The sequence below is a fragment of the Phenylobacterium sp. genome (assembly GCF_028290885.1).
In the GTDB taxonomy this organism is placed as follows: domain Bacteria; phylum Pseudomonadota; class Alphaproteobacteria; order Caulobacterales; family Caulobacteraceae; genus Phenylobacterium.
In genome coordinates this window covers 12,751-29,400 of sequence record NZ_JAQGIZ010000047.1, presented here as the reverse complement: position 1 = coordinate 29,400, position 16,650 = coordinate 12,751, and the positions used below count along the sequence as shown (strand labels likewise).

At 68.7% G+C, this 16,650-nt stretch carries 14 protein-coding genes and 1 tRNA gene; 10 read left to right on the top strand and 5 right to left on the bottom strand.

The window, feature by feature from the left end; translation table 11 throughout:
- On the bottom strand, positions 1-250 hold a 250-nt coding region (locus JWP28_RS04260; protein WP_299540335.1), incomplete at its 3' end, for a DNA translocase FtsK 4TM domain-containing protein.
- Between the two features lie 162 nt (positions 251-412).
- Here JWP28_RS04260 and JWP28_RS04255 point away from each other — a divergent pair.
- On the top strand, positions 413-808 hold the full coding sequence (locus JWP28_RS04255; protein WP_299540332.1) for a hypothetical protein: 396 nt from the start codon (positions 413-415) through the stop codon (positions 806-808).
- 16 nt (positions 809-824) lie between these two features.
- Here JWP28_RS04255 and JWP28_RS04250 read toward each other — a convergent pair whose 3' ends face one another.
- On the bottom strand, positions 825-1,685 hold the full coding sequence (locus JWP28_RS04250) for a dienelactone hydrolase family protein (RefSeq protein WP_299540329.1): 861 nt from the start codon (positions 1,683-1,685) through the stop codon (positions 825-827).
- 80 nt (positions 1,686-1,765) lie between these two features.
- Here JWP28_RS04250 and JWP28_RS04245 point away from each other — a divergent pair, with 80 nt between their 5' ends.
- The 4 genes from JWP28_RS04245 to JWP28_RS04230 all read left to right on the top strand — a co-directional run bounded on the left by JWP28_RS04245 (position 1,766) and on the right by JWP28_RS04230 (position 5,871).
- Positions 1,766-2,242, top strand: coding sequence for a hypothetical protein (locus JWP28_RS04245; protein ID WP_299540326.1), 477 nt, complete (start codon positions 1,766-1,768; stop codon positions 2,240-2,242).
- A gap of 206 nt (positions 2,243-2,448) precedes the next feature.
- Positions 2,449-4,371, top strand: coding sequence for a molecular chaperone DnaK (gene dnaK / locus JWP28_RS04240; protein ID WP_299540323.1), 1,923 nt, complete (start codon positions 2,449-2,451; stop codon positions 4,369-4,371).
- A gap of 187 nt (positions 4,372-4,558) precedes the next feature.
- On the top strand, positions 4,559-5,719 hold the full coding sequence (gene dnaJ, locus JWP28_RS04235) for a molecular chaperone DnaJ (protein WP_299540320.1): 1,161 nt from the start codon (positions 4,559-4,561) through the stop codon (positions 5,717-5,719).
- Between the two features lie 75 nt (positions 5,720-5,794).
- A tRNA-Arg gene (locus JWP28_RS04230) sits at positions 5,795-5,871 on the top strand.
- A gap of 38 nt (positions 5,872-5,909) precedes the next feature.
- Here JWP28_RS04230 and JWP28_RS04225 read toward each other — a convergent pair.
- Positions 5,910-6,308: a hypothetical protein gene (locus JWP28_RS04225; RefSeq protein WP_299540318.1), complete on the bottom strand. Its 399-nt coding sequence runs from the start codon at positions 6,306-6,308 to the stop codon at positions 5,910-5,912.
- Between the two features lie 462 nt (positions 6,309-6,770).
- On the opposite strand from JWP28_RS04225, the gene JWP28_RS04220 reads away from it, so the two are divergent.
- Together JWP28_RS04220 and JWP28_RS04215 are read left to right on the top strand one after the other, a co-directional pair.
- A complete protein-coding gene (locus JWP28_RS04220; protein ID WP_299540315.1) occupies positions 6,771-8,516 on the top strand; it encodes an ATP-binding protein in 1,746 nt (581 codons plus the stop codon).
- The gene (locus JWP28_RS04215; protein WP_299540313.1) at positions 8,506-9,174 is read left to right on the top strand and encodes a response regulator; all 669 of its coding nucleotides are present in this window, start codon (positions 8,506-8,508) and stop codon (positions 9,172-9,174) included. Before JWP28_RS04220 ends, JWP28_RS04215 begins: the two co-directional genes overlap by 11 nt.
- Before the next feature lie 6 nt (positions 9,175-9,180).
- On the opposite strand, the gene JWP28_RS04210 is transcribed toward JWP28_RS04215, so the two are convergent.
- A complete protein-coding gene (locus JWP28_RS04210) occupies positions 9,181-12,330 on the bottom strand; it encodes an autotransporter outer membrane beta-barrel domain-containing protein (RefSeq protein ID WP_299540311.1) in 3,150 nt (1,049 codons plus the stop codon).
- Between the two features lie 343 nt (positions 12,331-12,673).
- Here JWP28_RS04210 and JWP28_RS04205 point away from each other — a divergent pair, with 343 nt between their 5' ends.
- From JWP28_RS04205 to JWP28_RS04195, 3 genes are all read left to right on the top strand, one after another.
- Entirely contained in the window at positions 12,674-13,354 is a 681-nt protein-coding gene (locus JWP28_RS04205; protein WP_299540309.1) for an EF-hand domain-containing protein, read from the top strand.
- A gap of 144 nt (positions 13,355-13,498) precedes the next feature.
- Positions 13,499-14,230, top strand: a complete 732-nt coding sequence (locus tag JWP28_RS04200; protein WP_299540306.1) for a response regulator — start codon at positions 13,499-13,501, stop codon at positions 14,228-14,230.
- Positions 14,227-15,702 carry an ATP-binding protein gene (locus JWP28_RS04195; protein ID WP_299540303.1) on the top strand — a complete coding sequence of 492 codons (1,476 nt, stop codon included), beginning with the start codon at positions 14,227-14,229 and terminating at the stop codon, positions 15,700-15,702. The genes JWP28_RS04200 and JWP28_RS04195 overlap by 4 nt, the downstream gene beginning before the upstream one ends.
- 66 nt (positions 15,703-15,768) lie before the next feature.
- Here the strand turns inward: JWP28_RS04195 and JWP28_RS04190 are convergent, their stop codons facing one another.
- Positions 15,769-16,428, bottom strand: a complete 660-nt coding sequence (locus JWP28_RS04190) for a hypothetical protein (RefSeq protein ID WP_299540300.1) — start codon at positions 16,426-16,428, stop codon at positions 15,769-15,771.
- Positions 16,429-16,650: the final 222 nt, after the last annotated feature.

Here is a 16,650-nt window from a genome sequence, read left to right as displayed (position 1 = left end):
TAGCAAGCACGGCAAAGGCGCAGGCGAGGCCAAGGGACTGGACGCCCAGGTCGGCTAGCGCTGCGCCCGGCGCGCCCAGCGCATTGGTCGGCGCAGCGGCGCTGGCGGCGTTCAGGCTGGGATCAGCGGCGTTGAAGGTGGCGAAGGCGACGGCCAACGCGGCGCCGGCCGCGGCCATGACGCCGCCCCGCAGGCGCGCCGTCCCCGGGTGCGACCAGGCAAGGCCCGCGATGTGCCAAAGCAAGGCCATGCCGGTCTTCCGCGCCGCCCGCGCCATGCCCGAACCACTCCCACTGGAAATCAACCGGTCCTGTTTGGCCGCCAGAGGGTTAAGGGGCGTTTACTTTGACCGCCCCGACCTCACGATTTCCCGGGCTTCCGCTGGCGCACCGGCGGCATTAGGGTCCGCGCCATGCAATGGTCCATGCCCCATCGGGTGCTGCAGGTCGTCGGCGGCCTGCTCGTGCTCGTCGCGCTTTCCGCCTTCACGCTCGGCGTGGTCAACGCGCCGCAGCGCGGCCGCATGCCGGGCGAAAGGGCCAGGGGCGACAGTGGGCTCGCGCCCATCCAGGCCACCGAAGCCACGCCGCTCAGCCAGGAACGCATCGAGGGCCCGCCCCCGCCGCCGGAGCTGACGCCGGAGGAAAAGGCCAAGCAGGAGGCCGACAAGGAGGCCAGGGCGGCCGCCAAGCTGGCCGCCTCAGGCGCCGCCCCGCCGCCGACGCTGAATCTGCCGGCCCCGCCGCCCGACAAGGTGGGCGAAATCCTCCAGAGCGCGCCCCCGGCCCCAGAGGAGCCGCCGCACTAGCGGCGGCGACGCGGCGTCAGGCCACGCCGTGCGCCTTGAAGAAGGCGAGCATGCGCTTCCAGCCGTCGGCGGAGGCCTCGGCGTTGTAGCTGGGGCGATAATCGGCCAGGAAGCCATGCTGGGCGTCCGGGTAGACGACGATCTCTGCGGTCTTGCCGGCCGCCTTGATCGCCGCGCGCATGGCTTCGATATCCGCCGCCGGGATGCCCTTGTCCTGGCCGCCATAGAGACCGAGCACCGGGCACTTCAGGTCCTTGACCAGGTCGATGGGAGGCGTTCGCGGATAGGGGCCCGCCTTCAGCGGCCCATACCAGGCGACGCCCGCCTTGAACTCCGGGAAGCGCTCGCAAGCGACCCAGACCGCCCCGCCGCCCCAGCAGAAGCCGGTGACGCCCAGCCGCTTCATATCCGCATAGGGCTGGGCCGCGAGGTATTTCAGGGAGGCCGCGGTGTCGGAGGTCACCTGGGCGTCGGGCTGCGCTTTCACGATATCCATCACCACCTTCATGTCGGTGGTCTTGGACGGGTCGCCGGTGCGGATGAAGAGGTCCGGCGCCAGCGCCACATAGCCCGCCTTGGCGAGCCTGCGGCAGATGTCCTTCACCCATTCGTGGACTCCGAAGACCTCGGAATAGACGAACACCACCGGGTGTTTGCCCTTGCCGGCGGGGCGGGCGAGGTAGCCGGGAATCTTGCGGTCGGCGGTGGGGATCTCGACCGTTTCGGTCACCAGCCCCTTGTCGTCGGTGTGGATCGGGTCGGCCTCGGCGGAAAAGGCCGCCACCGCGTAGCCGCCGGCCAGCGCCAGCGCGATGGAACGCCGCGTCAGGTCGAGATCGCCGGCCCAATTGCCTTCGGCGCGAGTGAGAGTGACCATGGGGAGCCTCCGCAGCGGGTTGTCGTTGTGAAGCCGATCCTGCGGCGCCAGGACGCAGGGAGTCAAAGTGACGACGTAAGATGCGCCGCCCGCAGACCATGCCGCCCCTGACCCGGCGCCCGCTGACCGCCGCCGAACGGACGCTGGCCGACGAGATGTTCGGTGGCGGGCTCGACGCGCAGCGGGTGCGCCTGCTGGCGATCCCGGTCTGGCGCCGCGCCTTCGTGGCGGGACCGTCGCTGATGGTCTGGCCGGCGCACCAGGCGCTCAGCGACTTCGCCGCCGCGCCGCTCGGCCTGCAGGCGACCTTCGTCCACGAGCTGACCCATGTCTGGCAGGCGCAGCGCGGCGTCTTCCTGCCGCTGGCGAAGCTGCGCGCCGGGGATTCGGCGGCCGCCTACGCCTATGACCTGGCCTCCGGCCCGCCGTTCGGCGAGCTCAACATCGAGCAGCAGGCGAGCGTGGTTGAGCATGCCTTCCTGGCCTCGCGCGGCGCGGCGACGCCGTTCGCGGGCCGCCTCTACGCCGAAACCGCCTCCGCCTGGCGCTCGGTTTGAGTCATCTCCCTGAGGCAATAGGGGATTTTCACCCTTGCGAGCGCGCCTATTTTCCCCATATCGGCTTGCAACGCTGGGTTCCGCGCGGGGAAACCTACTGTAGAGCCAGCGGAGACCTGATCGAACCGGGGACGTTGCAAAACAGAGGCGCTTCGTAGGAAGGCTTCCCCGTAGCGTCCGCCAACAAGGAGCGAGCTAGACTCTCAATGAGCAAGATTATCGGTATCGACCTCGGCACGACCAATTCGTGCGTCGCCATCATGGACGGCAAGACGCCGAAGGTGATCGAAAACGCCGAAGGCTCGCGGACCACGCCGTCCGTCGTCGCCTTCCTGGAAGACGGCGAGCGCCTGGTCGGCCAGCCCGCCAAGCGTCAGGCGGTGACCAACCCCTCCAACACCCTCTTCGCCATCAAGCGGTTGATCGGCCGGCAGTACGCCGATCCCGTGGTGGAGAAGGACAAGCACATGGTGCCCTACGAGATCGTCAAGGGCCCGAACGGCGACGCCTGGGTCAGGGCCCAGGGCAAGGACTATTCGCCCCAGCAGGTCTCCGCCTTCATCCTGCAGAAGATGAAGGAAGCCGCCGAGCAGCACCTCGGCGAGAAGGTGGAAAAGGCGGTCATCACCGTCCCGGCCTACTTCAACGACGCCCAGCGCCAGGCGACCAAGGACGCGGGCAAGATCGCGGGCCTCGAAGTCCTGCGGATCATCAACGAGCCGACCGCTGCGGCGCTCGCCTACGGCCTGGAGAAGAACGAAGGCAAGAAGATCGCCGTCTACGACCTGGGCGGCGGCACCTTCGACGTCTCGATCCTGGAGATCGGCGACGGCGTCTTCGAGGTGAAGTCGACCAACGGCGACACCTTCCTGGGCGGCGAGGACTTCGACCTGCGGATCGTCGATTTCCTGGCCGACGAGTTCAAGAAGGAGAACTCGGTCGACCTGCGCAAGGACAAGCTTGCCCTGCAGCGCCTCAAGGAAGAGGCCGAGAAGGCCAAGAAGGAACTCTCCTTCACCACCCAGTACGAGCTGAACCTGCCGTTCATCTCGATGAACGCCAACGGCCCGCTGCACCTCAACATCAAGCTCTCCCGCGCCAAGCTGGAGGGCCTTGTCGAGGACCTGGTCGCCAAGACCGTCGGCCCCTGCGAGCAGGCGCTGAAGGACGCGGGCCTGAAGAAATCCGACATCGACGAAGTGATCCTGGTCGGCGGCATGACCCGCATGCCCAAGGTGATCGAGACGGTGAAGAGCTTCTTCGGCCGTGAGCCGCACACCGGCGTGAACCCCGACGAAGTCGTGGCGCTGGGCGCGGCGGTGCAGGCGGGCGTGCTGCAGGGCGACGTCAAGGACGTGCTGCTGCTGGACGTCACCCCGCTGACCCTGGGCATCGAGACGCTGGGCGGAGTGTTCACGCCGCTCATCGAGCGCAACACCACCATCCCGACCAAGCGCTCGCAGACTTTCTCCACGGCCGACGACAACCAGTCGGCGGTGACCATCCGGGTGTTCCAGGGCGAACGGCCGATGGCGCAGGACAACAAGATGCTGGGCCAGTTCGACCTGGTCGGCATCCCGCCCGCGCCGCGCGGCGTGCCGCAGGTCGAGGTGACCTTCGACATCGACGCCAACGGCATCGTCAACGTCTCGGCCCGCGACAAGGCGACCAACAAGGAACAGTCGATCCGCATCCAGGCCAACGGCGGCCTCTCCGACGCGGACATCGACGCCATGGTCAAGGAAGCCGAGTCCAACAAGGCCGAGGACGAGAAGCGCAAAGCCGGCGTCGAGGCCAAGAACCAGGCCGACGCAGTGATCCACTCCACCGAGAAGGCCCTGGCCGAACACGGCGACAAGGTCGGCGAGGTTGAGCGCACGGCGATCCAGACCGCGCTCGACGACCTGAAGGGCGTGGTCGACGGCGGCGATTCCGAGGTGATCGCGGCCAAGACCCAGACGCTGATCCAGGCCTCCATGAAGCTCGGCGAGGCGATGTACAACGCCCAACAGACCGCCGGCGAAGGCCCCGCCTCCGACGCGGACGCGGCCCATGCGGCTGGCGGCGAGGACGTGGTCGACGCCGAGTTCGAGGAAGTCGACGGCGACGACCACAAGAAGTCGGCGTGACAACGCGCCCCATGGCGACCTCACACGCTCAATGCCATGAGTTCGCCACTGGGGACGTCGCCGCCGCTTCTGCGCGACTAGGGACCCCCGCTCGCTCGGTCCAGTTCCTCCTGGATTTTGGGCCTTGCAGCCGGGCGGGGGTTTTCCCACCTTCCCTCCAGCCACACTTCAAACGTCTGACGGTTTGATGCGCGACTATTACGAGATCCTGGGTGTCGAGCGGGGCTGCGACGGGAGCGCGCTGAAGGCGTCGTTCCGGAAGCTCGCCATGGAGCATCATCCCGACCGCAACGGCGGCTGTGGGGAATCCGAGGGCCGCTTCAAGGAGATCAACGAGGCCTATTCGATCCTCTCCGATCCGCAGAAGCGCGCGGCCTACGACCGCTTCGGCCATGCCGGCGTGAACGGCTCCGGCGGCGGACCGGGCGGCGCCCAGTTCCACGACGTGGGCGACATCTTCAACGAGGTGTTCGGCGACGTCTTCGGCGACATGTTCGGTGGCCGCCGCGGCGGCCAGCAGCAGCGCTCGGGCCCGGCCAGGGGCCAGGACCTGCGCTACGACCTGGAGATCACCCTCGAACAGGCCTACGCCTCGGCCGAGGTCGAGATCACCGTGCCGGTGGCGATGACCTGCGAGCCCTGCTCCGGCTCGGGCGCCAAGCCGGGCACCAGCCCCACCACCTGCAACGCCTGCGGCGGCCAGGGCCGCGTGCGGGCGACGCAGGGCTTCTTCTCCATCGAACGCGCCTGCCCGCGCTGCGGCGGCTCGGGCCGGCTGGTGCTCGATCCCTGCACGGACTGCCACGGCATGGGCCAGGTGCGGCGCGAGCGGACGCTTTCGGTGCGCATCCCCGCCGGCGTCGACGACGGCGCGCGCATAAGACTTGCCGGTGAAGGCGATGGTGGGACCAGGGGCGGCCCGCGCGGCGACCTCTACATCTTCATTTCGGTGAGGCCGCACGAGTTGTTCGAGCGCGACGGCCTGGACCTGCTCTGCACCGTGCCGGTGCCGATGGCGGTGGCGGCCCTGGGCGGCGAGATCGAAGCGCCCTGCCTGATGGGCGGCGAGAACTGCGACGGCAATTGCAAGCTGGCGGTCAAGGTGCCGGAGGGCGCCCAGACCGGCCGCACCGTGCGCCTGAAGGGCCGCGGCATGCCCTCGCTCCGTTCCCGCGACCGCGGCGACCTGGTGGTGGAGCTGTTCGTCGAGACGCCGGCCAAGCTGACGGCCCGCCAGAAGGAGCTGCTGCGCGAATTCTCCGGCCTCTGCAGCGAAGCCCAGCATCCGAAGAACGCCAACTTCGCCGGCAAGGCCAAGACCTTCTGGGACAGCGTCAAGGGCGCCTGAGGCCTCATCCCCTTCGCGGGAGGGATGGTTTGCGGCGGGCGGGGCTTTCGGCTAGAGGAAGCCTCCGCTGTCAATGCACCCGTAGCTCAGCTGGATAGAGCGTTGCCCTCCGAAGGCAAAGGTCACACGTTCGAATCGTGTCGGGTGCGCCAGCGGCCTCCAGAGATGTGAACAGCGGCGAGCGGGAAGCTCACGATTCCGGCGCTTCGCCCCCGTCCGCGGGCCATGCGGCGCGGATGGCGGCGATCATTTCGGCGCCGACGAACGGCATCTCCAGGATAGCGATCCCCAAGGCGCGCTCGAAGGCGGCGCGGAGCCTTACGCCGTCATCGGTCATCAGGATCACCAATCCGTCCCACGGCCGGGCGCGCAAGCGGGCGACGAAGGCCGTCGGGCCGGGCTTCAGCAGTTGATGGTCGACGATCAGCGCCGCCGCACCGTCCAGGGGCAGGTCGTCGAGACCCTTCGCGGGGTCATGGACGATGGCGTTGAGACCGGCGGCCTGCAGGGCCAGTTCGAGGGCGGCCGCAAGCGCCGGGTCCCGGGCGACGACGACGGCGCTCGCCTGATGCGGGGTGGCTGCCGGCACGCCGCGAATCCTCGCCGCCGGCGCCACGGGATGCGGAACAGGACGGGAGGGGAATCGTAGATGCGGGCGAAGGGCCGGCCAACCTAGGGGTTCTACTAGGTAACAGGGGTTCGGGCGACGCAGGTTATTGCCAAGTTTCCGCGCCGCCTGCCGAGGTCGCGGGAGGCATCCGCGCGTCCGCCGCGCAATCCCTGGGGGTTGCGACAATATTCGTGCTGGCCTGCGCTTCGGTAGTGTGACCTGCTTGCTTGCGAGGACAGATGTTCGGGGCGGACATGGACTTGGCGCTCGCGGCAGGGTTGCCGGCGGTCGGACCGACTTGCGGTTTTCATTGTGATCGGCGTGGACATCGTCCTGATCCTCGGCGCCGGTGGCCGGGAATCCTCGCCTTCCCCTTCGCGGATCGGTGGGCCCGAGCGCGTGGCGTGACCGTCTGCCGCCGGGCCGTGCAAGGAGGCTGAAATGATCGGCGCAGGCCAATCCGACGGGTCGATCCTGAACTGGCTGTTGAACCCGTCCGGCCTGACGCCGCACGGCTTTTGCCTGAGTTGGGCGCCCGGGCTTGTCGCGCTGCACGCCGGCTCGGACGCCGCCATCGGCCTGGCCTATTTTTCGATACCCGTCGCCCTCGCCTGGTTCATCCGGGAACGGCGCGATCTGCGGCAATACGCCTGGATGGGCATGCTCTTCGGGGCCTTCATCCTGGCCTGCGGGACGACCCACCTGTTCTCTATCCTCACGCTCTGGGTGCCGGCCTACGGCATCGAAGGCCTGGTCAAGTTGCTGACCGCCGGCCTTTCCGTCGTTACGGCGGTGGCTCTGTGGCCACTCGTCCCGCGTCTGCTTGAGCTGCCATCGCCTTCCCAGCTCACAGTCCTCAACAGCAATCTTTCTGCCCGCGTTGCGGAGCAGGAGCGGACAACGGTGTTGCTGCGGGAGAGCGAGGCCCGCGGCCGCGCGATCAACGTCGAGCTTGAACAGCGGGTGGTCGAACGCACGGCGGAGATCCAACGCGCCAACCAGGAGCTGAAGGAGCTGCTTGCGCAGCGCGAACTCGCCGAAGCATCCTTACGGGAGAGCCAGGAACGGCTGCGGCTCGCCGTGGGCGCCTATGACCTGGGGATCGCCGACGCCGACCTGACGACGGGCAAGCTCATCGCGGAAGGCGGCTTCGAACGGCTCCTCGGCCTACCTGAAGGTGGGCTGGAGGGCGACATCGATCGGCTTCGGGCCATAGTGGTCTCGGCGGATCCGGCTCGGGACGACGACATCGCGGCCGGCCGACAGCAACAGGCCGACAGCGTGCGCATGCGCCGCGCCGATGGCGAGATCCGCGACTTCCAGGGCGTGCGCCGGTTCTTCTATTCGCCGGAAGGCGCGCACGTCCGGACCATCGGCATCTACCGGGACGTCACCGAGGAGCGTCGCGCCCAGGAGGAACTCGCCCTGCGCGGCGATCGCCTGACGGAGCTGCGCGCCGAACTGGCCCACGTCTCGCGCCTCAGCGCCATGGGCGAGATGGCTGCCGCGCTCGCCCACGAACTCAACCAGCCGCTGACGGCGATCGGCAATTCGGTCGGCGCGCTGAAGATCATGCTGGGGGATGGCGGAGAGGCGCTCGATGACGCGGCGCGCGCGCGGGTGGTGCGGGCGGCCAGCCAGGCGGAGGGCCAGGCGGTCCGGGCCGGCGAGATCGTCCGTCGACTGCGCGACTTCATCGCCCGGGGCGAGGCCGACGCCCGTATCGAGGAGCTCAATCCGCTGATCGAGGACGCGGTGGCGCTCGCCGCGCCGAACGCCAAGGCCCAGCAGGTCGAGGTCCGCCTCAAGCTGTCCCCGAGGGCCGATCGCGTGCTCGCCGACCGGATCCAGATCCAGCAGATCCTGGTCAACCTGATCCGCAACGCCATCGAAGCCATGCGCGACACCGTCCTGCCGCGCCTGTTGATCATCAGCACCGCCACCCGGCGCGGCATGGTCGAGGTTTCTGTACGGGACAACGGCCCAGGCATGACGCCGGATTTCGCCCAGCGGCTGTTCTCTCCGTTCCTATCCACCAAAACCACCGGAATGGGGGTCGGCCTGTCCATCTGCCGCCGCATCGTCGAGGCGCATGGCGGCCGCATGTGGCTCGAGTGGTCGGAGAGCGGCGCGGACTTTCGCTTCACGATTCCATCGGCATCCAGGGAGCACCATCATGCCGAGTAGACGGACCGTGCATATCGTCGACGACGACGATGACGTGCGGGAATCGGCCAGCCTGCTTCTTGAGAGCTTGGGCTACAGCGTGTTCACCTATCCGTCCGGCGTCGACTTCCTCGAGAAGCTGGACCCGACGATCCCCGCCTGCATCCTGTTGGACATCCACATGCCGCAGATGGACGGCATCGAAGTCCAGCGCCAGCTTACGGAACGCGGCGTGACCTCGCCCGTGATCGTGCTCACGGGGCAGGGCGACGTCTCGACCGCCGTGCAGGCCATGAAGAACGGCGCATTCGAATTCCTCGAGAAGCCCTACCTGAACGACGTCCTGATCGAGGCGACGGGCGACGCCTTCGCCAGGCTCGAAACCACCACCGAGGACCGCGCCATGACCGCGCGGGCGCGCGCCGGCGTCGCCAAGCTGACCAATCGCGAGCTGCAGGTGATGAGCGGCCTGCTGGCGGGCCTGCCCAACAAGCTGATCGCCTACGAGCTCGACATCAGCGTCCGGACCGTGGAGATCTACCGGGCCAATGTGATGGAGAAGCTGGACGCCCGAAGCCTGTCGACGGCCGTGCGGATCGCGCTCGCCGCGGACGTCGAGCCGCTGGTCCCCGGGCGCCACCGGCAGGCGCCGGGCGCCAAGGGGCCCGGCAACGCCTAGCTAGAGCTAGAACTGCACGTGGCCGGCGAGCTTCAGATCGTAGATCGCCAGGCCGTCGCGCGTCTCCGCGCCGGTTTCCACCGCAAAGCCTCCGGAACCGTTCTCGCCCTTGAGGGAGATGTGGGCGGCCACGCCCTGGCCGCCGATGTCGTCGGAGCGCAGGGTGAAGGCGTCGCCGCCGCCGACGAAGCGGGCGGTGGTGTCGCCCAGGCTTTGGCTGGCCACGCCCTTGTAGCCCACCAGCACCTCCGGCCCCCAGGAGTTGGTCGGCCCGTAGGTTGCCCCCAAGGCGACGCCTGCGAAGGCCGCCAGCCGCGAACTGGTTCGCGACTTGACGGAAAGGTCCATGCCGTCGCCGCCGCCGGTCTCGGTGTAGGCGCCCTCCATCAGCTGCATATAGTCGAGGCTGAGCTGTGGGCGCAGGTAGTAGCGGCCGAAGCGCTTCTCGTAGGCGACCATTCCGCGGGCGTTGAATCCGTACGCGGACCACTCTCCGTTGGCGGTGCGCGAGACCGCCAGGCCGTCGCCGCCCAGCACCTCGACCACCCGCTTGCTGGAGACCTTCATGTAGTCGCCGCCCAGCCGTGCGTTGGCCGAGAAGCCGCCGTGGGTGGTGCGCCAGTAGATGCCGGCGTCCATCAGGGTGGTGTGCAGGTCTTCGGCGCTGTCGACGTTGTCGGGGTAGATCTGATTGGCGCTGATTCCGAACGTCGCGCCCAGGATACCGAACGCCGTGCGCGGAATCTCATAGCCGCCGACGGCGCCGACGCTCCAGCCCTTGTAGCCGGGGTCGTCGTTTTTGCCGTCGGAGAAGATACCGAGGTTGGTCTCCTGCAGCCAGAAGCCGCCGCCCACCGGGTCCTGCCGGTCGTCCAGCGGGCGGGAGAAGGCGCTGACGCTGGCGGCGGCGATGTTGAAGATGCTGCCCGAGTGGTTGGGCAACAGCTGGTTGTAGAGATTGATCAGGCCCGCGCGCGTGGTCTGGGCCAGCAGCGCGCCCTCGAGGCCGGTGTCCTTGCTGATGTTCTGGACCAGCGGCTCGTAGGCCCCGGCGGTGGTGGTCGGCAGGCCAAGCTCGGCGGCCGACTTGCGCGACAGGGTGGCGGTGACCGTGCCGGCCGCGGTGTCGGTCTTCAGGCTGGAATCGTAGAGGAACGGCACGCTGCCCAGGAGGCTCGAGTCGATGGCGCCGGCGTTCAGTTGATTGGCGTGGATCAGGGTGTAGGTCGCGCTGTTCTGCAGGATGCTGTCCAGCCGAACGCCGATCTTGGCGCCGCTGGCGATGGTCGCGGTCCCGGCGACGTCCAGCTTGGTGGCCGTATTGGTCGCCGGATCGGCTGTGAAGATGACGCTCGAAGCCGACCCCAGCGTCAGGCTGGTGAGCGAAAGCTGGCTTGGGCTCTTGATGGTCAGTGAGCCTGTCCCGACCGAGAGGGCGACCGTGCCGCCCTGCGCGTTCAGCGCGCCGTTCACAATCGCGCCGCCGTCGATGGTCAGCGTGTTGGCCCCGGCGCCCAGGTCGAGGTCGCCGATGAGCAAACCGCCGAGTATCTCCACCCGGTCGGCGCCGGAGCCCAGGAGCACCGAGCCCTGGATCGCGGGCACGAGCGTGTCTCCGGCCACGTCGGTCTGGACGATGTGAACGCCGCCGGTGTTGGCCGAGAGGTCCATGGCGATGGACTTGCCGGTGACGGCCTGGGTGATGTCCGTGATGGTCCGGCTGGTGGTGATCAGGCCGATGTTCTCGATCTCGCTCAGGGTTCCGGACTTGTCGGTGATGGCGATGGCGTCGGCCTTCTGGCCCGCCACGGTGGCGCTGAGGGTCGCGGCGTTCTGCAGGACCGCCACATTGGCGCCGGCGCCGATGACCAGGGCGCGGGCGGCGGCGCCCGCGGCGTCCGAGTTCATGATCGCCGCGAGGCTGCCTTCGTTGCGGATCACCGGGGCCGCCACGCCGGAGTTGAGCTGCAAGGCCGTGGCGCTGGCGGCGTAAGCCGTGGCGCCGACCGTGCCCGAGATGCGGATGCCGTCGCCGGTGGTGACCGCGCCGCCGCCGGCGACGCCCAGCTGGATGGCCGAAGCGCTGACGCCGTCGTAGATGCCGCTGCCGAGCACCGAACCCTTGATCTCGATGCCAAAGGCGTCGACGCCCGTGCCGACGTCGCCGATGTGCACGTCGCGGCCGACAGCGCCGACCACCAGGGCTGGCGCGGCGGCCGCGGAGCTGATGCTGCCGGCGACCGACGTGACGACGCCGCTGGTGTCGGTGGTGCTGGTTGCATCGACCAGGATGCCCTTGCCGACGCTGCCGGCGACGGTGACGGTCGGGCCGCCCTGCAGAAGGTCGTCGGCCGTCAGGTGCGAGAGGAAAGTCGGGTCGGTGCTGCGGGTCTGATAGCGGTAGCCGCTCGAGCTCACCGTGCCGTTGATCAGGAGCGCGCCGGAGATGTCGCCGCCCAGCGACGCGGCCTGCGTGCCCTGACCGGCCGCGCTGGTGACCCCGGTCAGATTCACGTCGCCGATGACCGCGCCGGTGGTGCGCAGGCCGACGCTGTTGGTTCCCTGGATGGTCAGCGTGCCCAGTTGATTGATCGAGCCGATGAGGTCCGTCTCCACGGAAACCCCGAAAGAGTTGTCGCCCTTCATCGTGATCGAAGCGCCGACAGAGTTGGTCAGCGAGCCGGTGAAGGCGCCCGGTCCCACCACCCGCACGCCGTACCGGCCGGTGCCCGAGGCGAAGGGGCCGTGGACGACGCCGTTGGAATCGGTGGTCGTGGTAGAGGTGTCATCGACCTGGATGGTGTTGTTGTTGGTCAGCGAGCCGGTGTTGCCGCCCTGGATCAGCACGCCCGTGACGTTGTCTTTGTTCTGGAACTGGATGACGCCGGAGTTGGTGACCGCGTTGTTGCTGTCGATGGTCACCGCCACGCCGGAGGCGGGCTTCACCGTGCCGCCGGCGGCGATCGTGAGGTCGCCGGTCTTGGATGTCGCGAGGGGGGCGGTGGTGTCGGTGCTGATGGTCGTCTGGGCGAAGGCCTGGCCGGCCCAGACCAGAGCCGTGACGCTGACCAGGGGTGGTCCGAATCGCAGGATACGCGCCCAACGCCGCCGCTGACCCGAAATCCTGGAAGCGCCCGGCGAAAAATACCCAGTCATTTACTTGCATCCCTCACGACGGACTGATCGATCGAGCATGATTGTGTCCAGCGAATGACTTTCGCCTGTGGATATCTCTTTGCCGAAGGTCGACAGCGTCTTTCCTGTGTCGCCTTTGCATTGAGGATCGCAACAATTGGCCACGTTCTATACTTCCCTCAGATTTGCATAGCTCGCGACGCGCGGCGAGCCCCTCGGGGCGCAAAATCGGCGCGCATCCTTTGAAACCCTATGCGAGGCTTAGATGCAAATATCTTCAACTCCAACAGCTTACGGAGGGGGCGACGCGCAGCGACTGCTCAGCCTCCTGCTCCAGCAACAGGGCGCCCAAGCTGGGCAAGACGTGCCGGGCGCCGACTCCACCTCTGCGACGACAAGCCCGTCGTCGACCCAGCCGTCAAGCAGCCCGAGCGCGGCCCAGTTCACGGCCAAGACCCTGGCCTCCCTGCTGTCGGCGCAGGAAGCGCCGCCGTCCAGCTCGGATGTGGCGGCACGGCTCGTCAGCACGGCGGACACCAACGGCGATGGCTCGCTCGGCCTCGATGAAATCGAGAAGGCGCTCGGCCAGGACACCACTTCGGGCGCGGACGCGCTCAGCCAGGCGTTTTCAAAGCTCGACACCAACGGTGACGGCCAGCTGAGCGCCAGCGAACTCAGCAGCGCGCTGGACGCCCAGAACTCGGCGTCGGTGGGCCAGAACGCCCCGAGCGAGAAGGCCCAGAGGGCCCACGCGCATCATGCGCACCACGCCGCGTCGAGTAGCACGGACGTGGCGAGCCAAATGCTCGGGGCGGTCGACGCCAACGGCGATGGCCAGCTCAGCGCCAGCGAGATCCAGACAGCCCTCGGCTCGAGTTCAAGCGACAGCCTGACCTCGGCCATGAGCGCGTTGGACACCAACGGCGACGGCCAGCTCAGCGCCACGGAGCTGAGCACGGCGATCGACGCGTTCCGGGCCGCGCACAACCGCGGCGGTTCGGACACCGGCGCGACGACCTCCTCCGCTCAGGCCGTCACCGCCTGACGCCGAAACGGCCGGGGCCCGAAAAGCGGGCTCCGGCCGTCTTTGGCTGCTGCGAGACTGTGAGCCGCGCCTCGCCGCCGCAGACTCATAAGGATTGTGGCGTCGCCGCAGTCCCGGCGCCACAATGATCAGGAAGGAGAGGCCATGAACACCCAAGCCAATGTCCTTCCCGCCCGCCACATACTGGTCGTCGACGATGACTCGCAGCTGCGCGAACAGGTGGTCGGCTACCTTCGCGAGCACGGCTACCAGCTCCATGCGGCAAGCGACGCCGCCACCATGGAACTGGCGCTGGCCGCGGCGCCCATCGACCTGATCGTGCTCGACGTCATGCTGCCGGGCGAGGACGGGCTGTCCATCTGCCGGCGGCTGTCGGAGACCGGCGGGCCCGCGATCGTCATGGTCAGCGCCATGGGCGACGAGGTGGACCGGGTGCTGGGCCTGGAGCTCGGCGCCGACGACTACCTGCCCAAGCCCTGCAGCCCGCGTGAGCTCCTGGCGCGCGTCCGGGCCGTGTTCCGCAGGCTGGACGAGGTGCGCGGAGGAGCCCCGCGGCGCGGCAAGACCTATCACTTCCAGGGCTTCGTGGTGGACACCCTGCGCCGCCAGCTGCGCGCGCCGAACGGCACCACCATCCTGCTCACCGGCGGGGAGTTCTCCCTGCTCAGCGTGTTCCTCGAGAACCCGCAGAGGATTCTGTCGCGCGACCAGCTCCTGGAGCAGGCCCGCGGGTCGCAAAGCGAGGTGTTCGACCGGGCGGTGGACGTGCAGATCAGCCGCCTGCGGCGCAAGCTGCACGCCTCCGTCGAGGGCGAGATCATCAAGACCTATCGCGGCGCCGGTTATCTGTTCGACGCCAAGGTGACGAGGGCGTGAGCGAGGGCGGGCCGGCGAGGGATCGCCGTCCCTGGCTGCGGGCGCCGATCGGCCTGCAGTTGGTGATCCTGCTGCTGGCGAGCCTGTTGGTCGCCCAGGGGATCAGCTTCGGCATCATCTTCCTGATCCCGCCGCCCCGGCCACCGGTCTACCGGCTGGCCGACGTCGCGGCCGCGATCCATGGCGGACCGCTGAAGACCCGGTTCGGCCACCCGATGATCAGGACCACGGCCAGGAGCCTGCCGCCGGAACTCGTCGCACCGCACCGCGAGCACGAGCGGACGCTGGCGGCGCTGGCCCGGACGCTTGGCGCTGCGGAGGCCCGCGTGCGGCTGGAAGAGGAAAGCGCCTCGCCGTTCTGGCGTCTACGGCGCGCCCTTGCGGGCGGACCGCCGCCGCGCCGCCCGGACCGCGGCGGCCCGATGGGCGGTTCGCCCTTCGAACTGGACCGCGACCTGCAGGGCGACCCAGGGGACCCGACTCCCGACCGGCTGCGCGACGTCTGGCGGCGCTTCGGCGGCGGCTCCGACCTGCCGATCTTCGGCGACTTCTCCGCAGCCCTGCAGCAGGACGACGGGACGTGGACGGTGGTCCGTTCGAAGCCGGACGCCTTTCCGAGCGAGTGGCAGATGCAGGCCTCCGGCTGGCTCCTGGGCAGCTTCCTGCTGGTCGCCTCGGCCGGCTACCTGTTCTCCCGCCGCATCTCCGCCCCCCTACGCCGCTTCGCCGAAGCCGCCGAGACGCTGGGCCGAGATCCGCACGCGCCGCAGATGACCCTGAAGGGTCCCGCCGAGGTGGGCGCCGCGGCCCAGGCGTTCAACGAGATGCAGGCCCGGCTCAAGCGCTACATCCACGACCGCACGGCGATGGTCGGCGCGATCAGTCACGACCTGCGCACGCCGCTGGCGCGCATCCGCTTCAAGCTGGAGGCGGCGCCGCCGGCGCTGAAGGAGGCCGTGCTCGCCGACATCGAGCAGATGGAGCAGATGATTGGCGGCGTCCTGGCCTTCATCCGCGACGAGGGCGCGCCGCGCCGCCGGGAGAAGTTGGACCTGCTTTCGCTGATCGAATGCGTGGCGGACGACGCGGCCATGGTCGGCGGCCAGGTGGAGATCGTGGACGGGCGCCCGGTGACCGTGGACGGCGATCCGGTGGCCCTGCAGCGGCTGTTCTCGAACCTGGTGGACAACGCCGTGAAATATGGCGGCGAGGCGCGTATCGACGTGCTGCGGGAGGGCGACCAGGCCGTGGTGACGATCGCCGACCGGGGTCCGGGGCTTTCCCCCGACGAGCTCGGCCGGGTGTTCCAGCCGTTCTACCGGACGGACTCCTCGCGCAACCTCGACAACGGCGGGGTGGGACTGGGCCTGCCGATCGCGCGGTCCACAGCCCGCGCCCACGGCGGCGACGTCGAGCTGACCTCGAAGCCGGGCGGCGTGACGGCCATCGTCACCCTGCCGCTCGTGGCGTGAGAAGCCGGCCTTAGTGTGCTGGATTTGAAGTTCGCCTCATCGGCGGGCTATGCGCGAATCGGGACGCTAGCCCGCGCGGCGGCCGGTGACCGGGCGATCCGGATAGGCCAGCTGCTCGCGGGCCCTCCAGTCTTCCGTCACGTAGTTGATGATCAGCGACTTGCGGACCACCGGGATCGGCCGGAGCTCGAAGCCGTGCCAGGTGCGGTCCGAGGGCACAAACGCCAACGCCCCGCCCGGCTCGAAGGGCGCGCGGTGCGACCAGGTCTCGGCGTCCGCGTAGACGTCGGTGCCCAGGTCGGGCTGGCCCTTGGGCCCGAGGTAGTAGAGCAGGGTGAACTTCTTCACGCCGAGGTCGGTGTGCGGCTGCAGCCAGAAGCCATCGGTGTCCTGGGCGTATTCTATCCGCAGGCAGCAGCCGTCGAGCCTGGCGCCGGTCACGTCCTCGACCAGGGCCACCGTCGCCGGATGATGGAAGGCGTCCGCCAGGCTCCGGCAGACGGGATGGGCGGCGATGGCGGCGTCGTCGACGTAGCGGCGGGTGTTGTTGTGGATTTCCCGCGAACCGGATACGCCGTTCAGCGTCGGCGCGGGGAAGGGCAGGGCGTCCATGGCCGCGGCCATGTCGTCGGGCAGGACGTCACGCAACAGCCAGTGCCGGTAGGGATCGTCCTGCGACTCGGCGGCCCTCAGGCTCTCGGCGAAGCGGCTGCGGCAGGCATTCATGTCGCGCGCCGCCAAATCAGCCGGCGACGCTTCGCCCGGCGCGGGATCGAGCAAGGCCAATGGACTTCTACGCATTGATCTGGTCGCCTCGGCCCCGGGAGAGTTAACGCCTGAATGACGTCGCGCACGAACAAGCACCTCATGGCGGTGGGAGCGCGTCGCCATTTTGCCGCAGCGTCGGCGAGTACGCTAGCACTCATGGCAATGCTTGCGGCGCCGGGG

Bases quoted from the DNA above. Each gene is read 5' to 3' on its own strand.
- JWP28_RS04255 (WP_299540332.1), top strand. From the start codon at position 413: ATGCAATGGTCCATGCCCCATCGGGTGCTGCAGGTCGTCGGCGGCCTG.
- JWP28_RS04250 (WP_299540329.1), bottom strand. From the start codon at position 1,685: ATGGTCACTCTCACTCGCGCCGAAGGCAATTGGGCCGGCGATCTCGAC.
- JWP28_RS04245 (WP_299540326.1), top strand. From the start codon at position 1,766: ATGCGCCGCCCGCAGACCATGCCGCCCCTGACCCGGCGCCCGCTGACC.
- dnaK (WP_299540323.1), top strand. From the start codon at position 2,449: ATGAGCAAGATTATCGGTATCGACCTCGGCACGACCAATTCGTGCGTC.
- dnaJ (WP_299540320.1), top strand. From the start codon at position 4,559: ATGCGCGACTATTACGAGATCCTGGGTGTCGAGCGGGGCTGCGACGGG.
- JWP28_RS04220 (WP_299540315.1), top strand. From the start codon at position 6,771: ATGATCGGCGCAGGCCAATCCGACGGGTCGATCCTGAACTGGCTGTTG.
- JWP28_RS04215 (WP_299540313.1), top strand. From the start codon at position 8,506: ATGCCGAGTAGACGGACCGTGCATATCGTCGACGACGACGATGACGTG.
- JWP28_RS04210 (WP_299540311.1), bottom strand. From the start codon at position 12,330: ATGACTGGGTATTTTTCGCCGGGCGCTTCCAGGATTTCGGGTCAGCGG.
- JWP28_RS04200 (WP_299540306.1), top strand. From the start codon at position 13,499: ATGAACACCCAAGCCAATGTCCTTCCCGCCCGCCACATACTGGTCGTC.
- JWP28_RS04190 (WP_299540300.1), bottom strand. From the start codon at position 16,428: ATGAATGCCTGCCGCAGCCGCTTCGCCGAGAGCCTGAGGGCCGCCGAG.